Origin of the sequence: Mesobacillus jeotgali, assembly GCF_031759225.1 — a bacterium.
GTDB classification, from domain to species: domain Bacteria; phylum Bacillota; class Bacilli; order Bacillales; family Cytobacillaceae; genus Mesobacillus; species Mesobacillus jeotgali_B.
Map to the genome: position 1 here is coordinate 2,535,972 of NZ_CP134494.1, position 13,211 is coordinate 2,549,182.

Sequence of the window (13,211 nt, forward strand, 5' to 3'; positions counted from 1 at the left end):
ATCATCAACCTGTATTCCTTAATCCTGCAGCAACACCGCTAATTGTTAATAAAACCTGGGTCAACAATTCATCATCTGGATCTTCATCCTGACGAAGCTCCTTGATCAGCTCAACCTGAATGAAATTGAGAGGGTCGACATATGGATTTCGTCTATGAACTGAGTCTTTGATATTTGGCGTATGATCCAGAAGTTCTTCATCTTCTGTAATTTCCAGAAGAATATTCTTGGTTCTTTCGTATTCCTCTAAGATGTTGCCAAAAATTCGATCAGCAATCTCTTTATCATCTACAAGGGATGTGTATTCCTGTGCAGTAGTGATATCTGCTTTCATTAGTGCCATTTGCAGGTTATCAATCGTACTCCTGAAGAACGGCCATTCTGCATACATTTCCTGTAAGACCTTCAGATTTTCAGGACGTTGTTGTGCAAAGCTCTGTAAACCAGAACCTGCCGCATACCATGCAGGGAAAAGCTGTCTGCTCTGGGTCCACGCAAATACCCAAGGAATAGCCCGCAGATTTTCAAACTTACTGCTGTTTTTACGGCTCATTGGACGAGAACCGATATTAAGCTCAGCCAGTTCCTTTAATGGTGTTGCTTGGTTGAAATAAGTGATGAAATCAGGATCTTCAAACACAAGTGACTGATATTTCCTCAAGGAAACAGCAGATATTTGTTCAATTGCATCAACCCATCTTTGGTCACGCAAATGGCCCTGCTCAGATTCCTTCAAGACATTAGCTGCTGCCTTCATCATCGTGGATGTGGCCTGTTCAAGGCTTCTATAGGCAATATCCTTCAATAGGTAGCGTGATGATAAAACTTCACCCTGTTCGGTTATTTTTACTCCCTGTCCAAGTGTCTCGACAGGCTGGGAAAGCAAACTTCTATTCAATGGTCCGCCACCACGGCCCAAAGAACCTCCCCTGCCATGGAAAAACTTCAGCCCGATTTGATACTTCTTCGCCATTTCATTGATTTCCAGCTGGGCTTTGTAAAGCTTCCAGTTGGCTGTCAACGTTCCGCCATCCTTGCTTCCATCTGAATACCCAAGCATGATTTCCTGCTGGTCCTTCATCTTTTTCAAATGATTGCGGTAAACTGGCATCTTGAATAACGTTTCCATTATTTTTGGTCCAGCCGTTAAATCATCAATCGTTTCTAGCAATGGAGCAACATTCAGGTCTGTCTCAAACGTACCATCAGTATGGAGCCTGTAAATACCGGCCTCTTTAGCAAGGACAAGAACTTCCAGCAAATCACTGGCAGATTGTGTCATACTCACTAGATAAACAGAGACCGATCGCTTCCCGAACTCCTTGTGCGCACGTTTGATCATCTGAAAAACTTGAAGCATTTCCTGAGTCTCATTTGAATAATCCTCATGAAGAAGAAGCAATGGCCTTGGATCCTCAAGAATTTTAACCAGTAATTCCTGCTTTTCATCCTCGGATAATGATGGATAATCCTGAGTGATTCCGACCTTTTTCAGTATTTCAGCGATTGCCGCTTCATGTTCACCACTGTGATTGCGAATATCCAGAGTTGCAAGATGGAATCCGAACAACTGTACTTGCCTGATCAACTTCTGCAAGGTTTTAAGCTCATGGTGCACAGGGTGATGCTGATAGATGCTTCTTTTGATCATAAGAAGGTCTTCAAGCATTTCCTCTGATGATTTATAGCCGATTTCTGATTTCCCTGCTTCCTTGAGCCTTTGAATGATGACTGCAAATTTTCGGCGATACGCCTCGCCTTCAACATTCCACTTCTGATCATCTGTTAAATATTTTTCCTCATCTTTTATGACAGATGCCATTAACTCTTCACTGACAGCCGCTCTTGTCGTTGAATGACTGAAACGCTTCATCAAGTCAACCAAGACAGCTTTATATTTCTTAAGCACAAGACGTCTCTGCCTTTGCAATGTCTCCCATGTAATATCTGGAGTTACATTTGGATTGCCATCCCTGTCACCGCCGATCCATGAACCAAATCGAAGGAAGTGAGGCACTTTCCATTCATGTTCCGGATAATGGCCTTTTAGGCTAGTTTCTACTTCCTGATGGATTTCAGGCAGGACATCAAATAAGGTCTTGTCAAAATAATAAAGTCCATTCCTGACTTCATCTATGACGGTTGGTTTACGATCTCTCAATTCATCCGTTTGCCACAGGACGGAAACCTCATTGAATAAGCTTTCCTCGACCCTTTCACGCTCTTTCTTGGATAAAAGTGGATTGTCCAGACTTTTAAGGATATCTGCTATCCTTTTTTGGATCTCCAGGATTGAACGCTTGGTGGCTTCTGTAGGATGGGCTGTAATGATCAATTCCAATGAAATGGTATTTAGTACATTTTGGATGATATCAGAGGATATATGATTGTCTTTCAATGAAAGGATGGCTGCTTCAATAGAGCCTGGCTGTGTACTGATCTCGGACTCCAGCAAGTAATCACGACGCCTGCGAATTCGGTGATTTTGTTCTGCTGCATTGATTAAATGAAAATATACAGAAAAAGCTCTGATTATATTCTTCCTCATCGGAACTGACAAACTAGCGATTTCCTGTTTCAAAGCAGGATATGTATCCCGGTCATTTCCATTTCTAAGCGTTTTGCACATAGCACGGATCTTTTCTACTTTTTCAAACAATTCCACTCCGCCATGATAGACTAGAATATCTCCAAGGATGTTACCAAGCATTTTCACATCCCGGCGCAATGGCAAACTGCTGTCATTCACTTCGATTCCTGATGTCATTTTGTCACCTTCCTAAAACTTGTGAGAATATTTTAAATATTAATATACCATAAAAGGACATAGAATGTGAAATAATAAGCATATTGATAAATGATTCAGCTGTGATTCATAGTCGAATAACTAATAAGTAGTGTAAGTACATTTTATTTAAATTTCTACCTAAACGCCTCTTTACACAATCCAATCCATTATAGAGAAAAGGCTTCCCAAAAAGGAAAGCCTTTATCAACTCATATCCGTTTTGTTAGCTTGCTTTATCATTATCTTTTTTCTGGTTTTCCTGTTACAATTACTTTCATTGTTTTCACTGCTTTAGTCTTACCGGCGAAGTTCTCAGCTTCTGCAAGCAAAGTGTGCGATCCATTAGCAAGATCCAACTCCACTGAGAAAGTGCCGTCTCGCCCGGTTTTAGCCGAATCAATCAGGATCACTTCATTCCCATGCTGTTCATAAATGTTCACTGTTGTCCCCTGTGCAGCTGAGCCTTTGACTATTGCCGGTTCACCTTTCACCTTCAATTCTTCCAATTCCCAGGCTGGTGCTTCAGGCATTTCCTGAACTGAATCCTTGGACCACTTGATGGCATTCACGAATAGCTGTCGCCCATCCTGAGTCCACCCATAGTCAGGGCCAATGATATTTGTAACTGCAAAAGAAGACATCAGCAAGTGCATATGCTCCTTGCTCCTGAATTCAAAGCCAATTGAATCACCTTTTTCCTTTCCGTCAACAGAAAGGCTCGAAATGGCAATGCCCGTATAATCCTTAAACGTGGCATACGGACTTTTCGCACTGTGGACCTTAACACGGCCATTTTCATCCAGGTTGAGTCCATTGAATATTGGATGTCCATTGACAGCTTGAACAAAGATTGCACCTTCATTATATCCCTGCTGATCCATTTCCGGACTTCCAATTGCCTCATTTAGCCTTTGGATGGAACCTTCTGCAACACCCCAAGTTCCTGTGAATACAAGGCTAGTCTTTTGTTCATCACTTTCTTTGATAAGCTGTTCAAATTGCTCTTTTGTTCCTTTTTTTGTATTAACCAGGATGACATCATACTTTCCGACATTCCCGAGGATGTCCCAGCCTTTTTCTTCAGCAAATAGCTCCTGCTCGTTTAATAAAGATGTAAGGGCACCGCTGACATCACCTAACACTGCAGCCTCGAATGCATTCAGTTCAAGGTTGAATACCTTATCCTCGGATCCGATCTCAACCTCAAAAGATTCCTGGAGATATCCGTCTGCCAATACATTCAATGTGTACTCGCCAGGGAGCAAATCCTGGAAAACATAAGAACCATTTTCCTTGCTGGAGCCTTCCATTTTAAAATCAGGTTCGTCCTTGGGAACGAGCGTCAATGAAGCACCTGCCACAAGTTCTTTTTCTTTCTTTCCAGAAATCACACCCTGCAAGTTTGATCCTTCGATTGCTTCCAGTGTAAAGTTCAAATCGACACTGCTTCCTAGCTCTGCAACTTTAGCCGTTTTGGTTTGTTCAGCAAAGCCCCTTGCCCGGACTTTGACCTCATAATCACCGACACCAATTCCAAATTTGTATTGCCCAGCTGAGTTGGTAGTTGTTTTTTGGTTTGTACCCTCAATGGTGACAAAGGCATTTGCAATCGCCTGTCCTTGACTATCCTTAACAAAGCCTTTGATTTCACCCTGGCTTGCAGTCAAAGCATAGTTGATTGCATTCAAATATATTTTTTTCGCATTTTCAGTCCATCTGTCATTCGGATGGCCATAGTTGCTGATTTGCAGGGCAGATAGAAGAATATGGACACTATTGGATGAACTGAACTTATAGGCAATGGAGCTGCCAAGTTCGCCTTTAACTGGGTTAGTCAAGCTGCCAAGAGTTGTGCCGCTATAGTTATCAAACACTGAATATTGTACGCTGCCTTTTGGATTGAGAAGCAATGGGATTTCTTCACCTTTATTGAATCCCTTAAGGATTGGGTGGTTTTCATCGACCCGAAGATTCAGTTCCTTATCGACAAAACTATATTCGAACTCTTCAGGATCCCCATATACATCACTCAAATCTCCTATTGATCCACCGAACAATGAAGTGAATATAATACTAACTTCATTTTCATTAGCTTTTTCCACCAATGCCTTAAATCTGTCGTCCTCCATGTACAAATCATTGACAATGATCAATTTATAGTTTGAGATGTTCTCTATCAAATTTTCAAATTCCTTATATGGATGGAGATCAACGTCATAACCATTGTTTTCAAGGAATGGCATGATTTTGTCCTGTTGATAAGGGTTCGCTAGTAGGGCAATTTTTTCCGAAACAACAAGCGAGACATTCAAGTCTGTCTTCTGGCCTGTGGTAATTTCTACAGCCTGGTAAATCGGCTTATATCCGCCCGCAATCACCCTGACTTCATATTGGCCTGCAGGAAGGGTCGCCTGATAACTTCCATCTAGACTTGTTGTGACAGCTACTGGTGTGCCAATCACTTCCAGTCTTGCACCCTCTATTGCATCTTTTGTAGAAGCATCGATAATTTTTCCTGACAGGATACCGGAATCGACAGGCTCTAGGTCGAAGTTTTCATTTAATGCTTCGCCGTTTTCAATTGAAACTGTGAATTCTTTTGAAGCATGTCCAAAAGCGTCAACAGTCAAGGTATATGTCCCTTCCTCTAATGCAGCAAAGAACTTCCCTTTTTCATCTGCTTCATAGGTTTTGCCTGTTTCAGTTACTGTAACAGTGCCCTGGACAGGCCCGTTGACATTTTGGACCACGCCATGAAGTTCACCGACCAGAGCCTCTTTCTCATCTAGTGCCCAGTTCAGCGCGTTATTCAACAGCTGTTCTCTTGCCGGATCGAAAGATTCATTCGGCTTGAATACATGGCTGATAGTCATATTTGCTAAAAGAATCTCCACTGAATCGGCTGTCCTGCCTTTGTAGGCGATCATGCTTCCCTTCTCACCTGTTCCTGTATGGGAGAAATCGACGATGGTTTTACCCGAATAGCCGTCAAAGCCATAGTAATAACCTGACTTTCCAGGTATTTCGATGATGTCTCCTTTCTTAAAACCTGCAGTAAGAGGATGGTCACCCATTACAGATCCCTGTGCTCCTGGTTTGTTGTTATGTTCGAAAATAGTTTTAGGATCATTATTAAATTCCTGCAAATATCTAATTGAACCGCGTCCTCCAGCCTGGCCTGTCCAGATGACTGATTTCCTGTTTTCATCCAAAGCTTTCTGGAATGCTAAAAACTCTTCTTTTGACGGTTCAAGATTCCTGGCATAATCAGAATTCGCGAAAACAACATCCACTTCATCCAATTTATCAGTATCTTTATAATCCAGGGAAATGACCTTATAGCCTCTTTCCTCCAAATATTGCTTATAAGTAGTTCCTGAAGCTGTCAGGTCCACGATGATTCCTACCGTTGGTGAAGGCTTTAATTTCACATTCAAGGTTGCCTCTTGGCCGTCTGTGATTTTCACCTCAATGTCCTGGCGTACATAGCCTTCCTTTTCTACCCTCGCTGTATAGTCCCCTGGTTCCACTTTTGTAAGATTGTAAAGGCCCTGCACATTTGTTTCTGCCTCTTTTGGTGCACCTAACAGTGTAACCTTCGCACCCTCAATTGCATTTCCATCCTTGGAATCTTCCACACTGCCTGTAATGGAGGCAACATTTTCTGCTACTGACATTGGAATCTCCTTTGGCTCACCGTCCATTTCTGCTGTTACTTTCATCGTTTTATTGGCATAGCCATAGGAACTGATTTCAATCTCGTATTCTCCTGCTAGCGTCGCGATTGAAAAACTGCCATCCTCACTGCTTGACTGAGTTTGGAACGGCTGTCCCTTCACCTTGATGTCTGCTTTTAATGGATTGCCTTCTTCATCAACAATCGTCCCGCTGATTACTGGGTATTTTACATTTGCTGCCCATAACACAGAATTAATGAGAAGCTGTTTTCCCTCCTCAGTATAGTCCTTGGCACCATGGTAATAAGCAAATCCGTGGCCGCTCAACAGCAATTCAACACTGCCGGCAGATCTCGGTTTATAAGCAACCCCAAGGCCGTGAGCGGTGTCCGATCCTTCATGCTTGATTTCCGCAAGAGGATAGCCGCTGTAATCCTTGAAGTAACCAACATAACTGGCTGCTGGAGTGAGGATTTCAACCACCTCACCAGCCTTTGCTCCATCAAATATTGGATGTTCCTCGATTATCTTGTACTGCGCAGCTTCAGTTGTCTTCCTTATTGTCTTAAGCTCTTTCGGATCCTTTCTGTAATTCACCAGCTGTTTAATGCCGCCACCCCAGACCGCATCACCATAGATCAGGCTGGTTTGTGCTTTATCAGCAGCTTCCATCATTTCATCAGTTATGGCTGCTGAGCTAGGGTCATTGAAAAATATGACATCAAACTCTTGCATTCTCTGAACTAATTCTGCCGGTGCTACATCTATAACATTTACTCCGATTTCCCTAAAGAGGGCTTTAAAGTTTTTATCGGAAGAATAGTAATCACCTACTACACCTACTGATGGCATAGTGTGCAACTGAATGTCAAACTCACCTGAAAGACGTGCAACATCCACACTTTGAGTTTGTGTGATGTATCCCTCTCTACTGAATTCAAGTTCATATACTTCTTCCTCTAACCCAGAAACTTCATATCTTCCATTGGCAGAGGTTTGAACTTCAGCAATCGTCTCGCCTGCTGAGTTTTCAACTGCAATATCGACCCCCCCGAGCTCCATTCCTGATATGGAATCCGTTACTGTACCTGATAGCAGCCCTTTTTCTGACTCACCCAAAGTGATTTGGACTGTTGCAGGTGTCTCCTTTGCTATAGTAACTGTTTCTGCTCTGGAACCCAGTCCTTTCGATCTTACTTCAAGTTTGAATGTGCCTTCATCATGGAAAAGTGTGAAGTTTCCGTCGGCGTCAGTCTTCACTTTAACTCCTGTTTCTAGCACTTCGATGTTTGCCACGACAGGTTCCCCGGCTGCATTGGTTACTGAACCTGTGATTTTTCCGAATTCAGCGTTGTACAGATATTCAATACTGTTAAAAAGGATTTGCTGCTGGCCGCGAAGCCAGGCCTTTGAACTTTCCCAAGGAACAGTCGCATGGCTTGACAACAATAAATGGGCACTGTCCTCAGATACTGCGTTATAGGCAATACCCGATCCGACAAATCCTTGATCTGTGTTGCCGATTTTACCGATTGTCCTTCCGGAATACTGATTGAACCAGGCAAAATCTGCATTATTCTCTAAAACATTTATTCTGTCCCCAATTTCATAGTCCTTGAAGATCGGATGTTCTGCTTCAACCTGAATTCTTACTTCACCACCATCATAGTCATGACCAAGTTCTTTAGGATCCTGGAAAAAGTCTTTCAAGTGATGGATGGATCCATAGTTCGCGCCCCACTGATCTGTGAAGATAATGCTGACATGATTAGCTTTTGCATTATCTACCAGAACTTTGAACTGCTCTTCAGTTGGCTTGATCCCTTCCGAACCATAACCGCCATTCAGGTAAAGCAATTTATAGCGGCTTATGTCCTCGACAACATCCCAGCCGCGTTCTTCAGCGATAAATCCATTAACATTCAACAGGGTTGTGATTTCACTCTTATAGTCATTTAGGACAGCAATATCAATTGGCTGCAATTCGAAAGTTAGTTCTGTATCATTGCCAGGTTCAATAACGATATCCATGCTCCCGCTTTTATAACCCTTTAATGCAAACTGTGCCAAATAGGTTCCTTCATATACTTCTTCCCTGGAAAATACTCCTTTACTGTCCGTCTGCCCCTCAATAGGTGACTGATTGAGGCTGACAGTCACTCCCTCTACCGGCTTTCCAGTACGCTTGTCTTTTACAAGGATGGATAAAGAACCGTAATCAGCTTCTTCCATTTGATAATTTTTCTTGAATTGATAACCTGAAGAAAGCTTCACATTTTCAGTGATTTGCTTTTTACCATAAGCAGAAATTCTGATTGTATAGTCACCTGGGGCATGCTTAAGCAAAAATGCTCCCTCTTTATCTGTGCTGACAGTTTCCCCTGTCTCTACCACCGTGACAGTACCCTCTATTGCATTGCCTTCGCTATCTTTCATTATTCCTTTTACAGAGCCAGGTGAGCTATAGCTCTTCACACCTGTCTGGAAAGGTACAATAACCTGTCCTGAAAGAATAGGGATACCCGATGTACTATAAACCGGGAGAACGAAATCTTTCAATCTCTCACCGGTGTACACATCAATGACAGAAAGATTTCCGCTAGTTCCTGCAAAAAATAATAGTCCATTTGCAGAAACAGAACCACTGTTCAAGGTAGTGCCCACGGAGCGGTTGTTCCAAATCTCCTTGCCATTATTGGCGTCGAACGCCCGCAATACTGGCTGAACAGCTGAACCAATAACGACAATATTTTCATAGACGATTGGTGAGCCAGCTTGAGTATCACCAATACCGCCTGCCTTCCATTTCTCTACGCCTGTCCTGCTATCCAGGGCATAAAGTGTCCCGCCTTCAGTGTTAAAATTAGTGCCTGCAACATATAGTGTGCCGTCAACAAATACCGGCTTTGAAGCAATACCTTCATTTGTTAGTGTTTTGTTCCACACTTCTGTTCCGTCTTCTATCCTGAGCGCTCTTAACTTTTGATTATCATAGCTTCCGATAAATAACATCCCATCTCCGGCACTAGGACCGAAATAGGTAGGCGCGCCAAGATCGACACTCCATTTCTTTTCTCCATTTTCTGCATTTAGCGCTGTAATCTTTGCATCTTCTGAAAGATCAGATGAAACAAATAATGTTCCATCAACAAGTAATGGAGATTCATAGATTGCCATTGCTCCAACAACCGTCGTCCAAATAACGCTTCCGGATTTAAGGTCCAATGCGTAAATCTTCCCGTCTTCTCCTCCTGAAAGATAGACAGTATCACCATCAATTGTCGGCGATGACCTGTTATTGCTTCCAATTCTTACAGACCATTGCTCCTTGCCTGAAATCGCATCAAGTGCTACAACGTACCCGCTGTCCGTAACAAGGACTACTTTGTTATCAGCTGCAGTAGGGGTGGAAAATAGAATCTTCCCTTTACCTGCAGTATCGTACTCCCAGCTTTCCTCTAAGGCAGCCAGGTCAATTGCATTTGGAGAAACAGCATTTCGTTGATTGTTGCCGTTCGCCATTGACCATTCTTTATTTAAAGTGGCAGAGTTACTTTTCACCTTAAATTCAATGGAAGTATCCGCATTAACATCCAATTCTTTTGCCAATCCATCTATGCCTTCGCCAGATACCTGAAGGACATACTGACCGGCAGGCAAATTCTTCAGTTCAAATGTTCCGTTTGCATCTGTCCGATATATTGGCAGCGGTGCGCCTTTGACTCTTATGAAAGCATACGGTACAGGTTCCTCTGTGCTGTCCGTTACTTTTCCAGTTACACTAAATGTTTGGGCATTCTCCAATACCCAATTTACAGATAAAGTTTCGCCTTTTTTAAGGTCGATAACTGTTTCGTAATCCTGATAGCCAAATGATGTAACCTGGATTTTATGGCTTCCTTCCCTGATTTTGTAATTGAATTCCCCGCCCTTCCCAATGGTATAGGAAATAGCCTCTTCTTTTATTTCAAATTTCCCTTCAATCGGCTCACCATCCTTATTTGTCAGCTTGCCAGTGAGCTCACCGGCAAAAGCGGTTTCGGTGATAGCCTGGTAAATATTCATTATTCCCGTTCCATAGGAATCGTTGGGCAGAGTACCCATTTGCGGTTCCACTCTGGAAGTCTTCTTCAGTGTTTCTTTTATGTGGTCAATTGTCAGGTTTGGATTAGCCTGCAATAATAAAGCTACTGCTCCAGTGACATGTGGAGTTGCCATTGATGTACCACTGATTGTGTTGTATTTCCCTTCATTCCTTTTAGCCGGCCAGGCTGAATAAATTTTGTGGCCGGGTGCAGAAATATCAGGTTTTATGATCCGCTGCTCATCACCGTTTTCATCCTTCCAAAAGACCGGGCCACGGCTGGAAAAAGATGCTGCCTGGTCATACATATCAGTTGCGCCAACTGCAAACGATTCGGGGAAGCTGCCAGGTGAGCCGATTGTCTGTGATCCAGGGCCATCATTCCCTGCTGCAAAAGATGGAAAGATTCCTGCTGACACCCAAGCCTTAACATCTTCATAGAATTCAAGGTTATAAGTATTGGAATTCCCCCATGAGTTATTGACTACATGAGGAGCCTTTGATGGGTCACCACCTGGAGCCATGAACCATTGAAAAGCTTGATGAATGGCAGATAGAGTCGTAGAACCCCCATCGTTGAAAATTTTTGCAGCAATCCATTCTGCTTCAGGTGCTACTCCAATCGGTTCCCCGCTGCCGCCTCCGACTGCTGTGCCGGCTACGTGGGTACCATGGCCATGACCGTCATTCGGTGTCTCATAGCCCTGGCCTGATACATCAATCCACGAATATTGATGATTGCCATCCCGGCCGCGGTAGTTTTGTTTAAGAGCTTCATGATTTCCGTCTACACCGGAATCCATGATCCCCACCACGATACCTTCACCTTTTAATCCGTATTGACCCCATACCTTTGGAGCATAAATTTTCTCTAGTCCCCATTGAGGAAGACGCGGTGGATTATCTTCCACCGTCACTTCAGGAAGGCTGAGTGTTTGATCGAGCGAGATTTCAGCTACATCGTCACGTTTCTCAAGTTCTTCAAAACCTTCTTTTGTGATAGTGGCGGTGATTCCATTGATAATCCAGAGAGAATCCTTCTGCTTGACTTTCCCCTTTGTTTCTAAAACATCCAGTGCCTGTTTGATTCCTTTTTGTGAATTGGTCGCTTTATCTTTGAGGTGGTCTTGGATTGTTTTGATCTTTTCAGCGCGGTTTTTCTTGGTTTTCACTTGAGGATAGATCTTGTTGAGGTCTGCCTGGTCTTTCATCCTGATGATGACATCGATTTCTTGGTCCTTTTTAAATGCTTCAGAAAGAGCTGCATCTTTTTCCTTTTCTACTGCTGGATCATCGTCTTTCAAAGGCGGTGGGTAGATTCCCAGTCCGTCCAGCAGATTTGCCAGTTCGTTTATCTCTGCTGATGGAGTTCCTTGATCTTCTGCTTTTTCAGAAGCTTGCTCACGCTGTTTCTCCAGCACGAGTTCTTCCTCTGAAAAACTCTTAGGTTTCTGTTCGGCTGCAAAAGACGGCTGGCTAGTAAATGATGAAAACACCATCAGGAACGCTAACATTACTGCCGACAGTTTTCTTACTGTAACCTTCTTTTTATTTCGCAATTCCCTGCACCCCCTGCTCATTTGATTACCGAAGAAATACTGCATAATTTTGTAAAAACCTTTTAATTTATTGAATATTTACACTATTCAAACAAAAATGAATACAAAGTATTACTATATTTGTAATATATAGGAAATTAGTATCAGAGGAATGGCATGAAAAAAAGACCATGAGTATGGTCTCTGAAGTAGCTCTTATTCATTTAAAGGAATGACTTTCGCGTTACACGCTTTTTCATAAAATTCGATTGGTCCAGCTTGATGGATGATAATTTCTTTATAACCCTTTCTTAACATTCCTTCCAGGCAAACATGCAGCAATGACTCTCCAATACTTCTAGCTCTTTTGTATTTCGTGACACCCATAGGGCCAAAATAACCCGGTTGATGTGTGTCAAAAGCTGCAAAGCCAATTATATCCCCTGATTGATCTTCAGCGATATAAATGGATGGAAGATGACGCTCAACCGCCTGTTTGATCGTCTCAGTCCATCGCGCCCCAAACTCTTCTTTTATGAACAGGTTCAGCCTCTCAACATCTTCATTCCTGACCATTCTAATATTCTTGTAAAGCTGCTTCTGTGGACAGTAACCTGATAAATCCAGATACATATCCCGGGATACTGTCGCCAGACTTAGAAATGTGTTTTGCTGTTCCGGAGTCAAAACTCTATCAGTATGTCCGGATTTAATCAAAGCCTTCAGGACATGACCTGCGTTTAGAAAAATTTGATTGTAGTTTCTCATGTAGCTTATTGCTTGATCAATAACTAGTTTCGTTGATTGACAAAATGGAGTTTTAATAGGTTCGCAGATTACGAGAGAAAGGTTTTCATGAAAGTGATTACATGAGTTCTTCAAAGAATCGATGTCCAGGCCGCTCTTTTGTATTGCCTCTTTTATTGGGTATGAACCACCATCCAAGCATCCAAGGAAAAGATGCTCAGGCATTAAGCATCGGCTTTCGCGCTGTTTGCATTCCTGTTCTGCTATGCTAAAAACTTTTGCCATTTGCTCCGTAAGTTTAACTTCATTTAACTCCATTCCAACCCTCCTTAACAATTTTATATAGTTTGTGATGATTTACAATCCTGATAGGGTCA

3 protein-coding genes are annotated in these 13,211 nt (G+C 42.6%); all 3 read right to left on the reverse strand.

All coding sequences use genetic code 11. The features are described 5' to 3' along the window. Positions 1–4: 4 nt before the first annotated feature. Positions 5–2,767 (reverse strand): phosphoenolpyruvate carboxylase, encoded by a 2,763-nt coding sequence (ppc, locus tag RH061_RS12690; protein WP_311070642.1) that lies wholly within the window; start codon positions 2,765–2,767, stop codon positions 5–7. 260 nt (positions 2,768–3,027) lie between these two features. After that, positions 3,028–12,108 carry a carboxypeptidase regulatory-like domain-containing protein gene (locus RH061_RS12695; RefSeq protein WP_311070643.1) on the reverse strand — a complete coding sequence of 3,027 codons (9,081 nt, stop codon included), beginning with the start codon at positions 12,106–12,108 and terminating at the stop codon, positions 3,028–3,030. A gap of 195 nt (positions 12,109–12,303) precedes the next feature. Next, entirely contained in the window at positions 12,304–13,152 is an 849-nt protein-coding gene (locus RH061_RS12700) for a GNAT family N-acetyltransferase (RefSeq protein ID WP_311070645.1), read from the reverse strand. Positions 13,153–13,211: the final 59 nt, after the last annotated feature.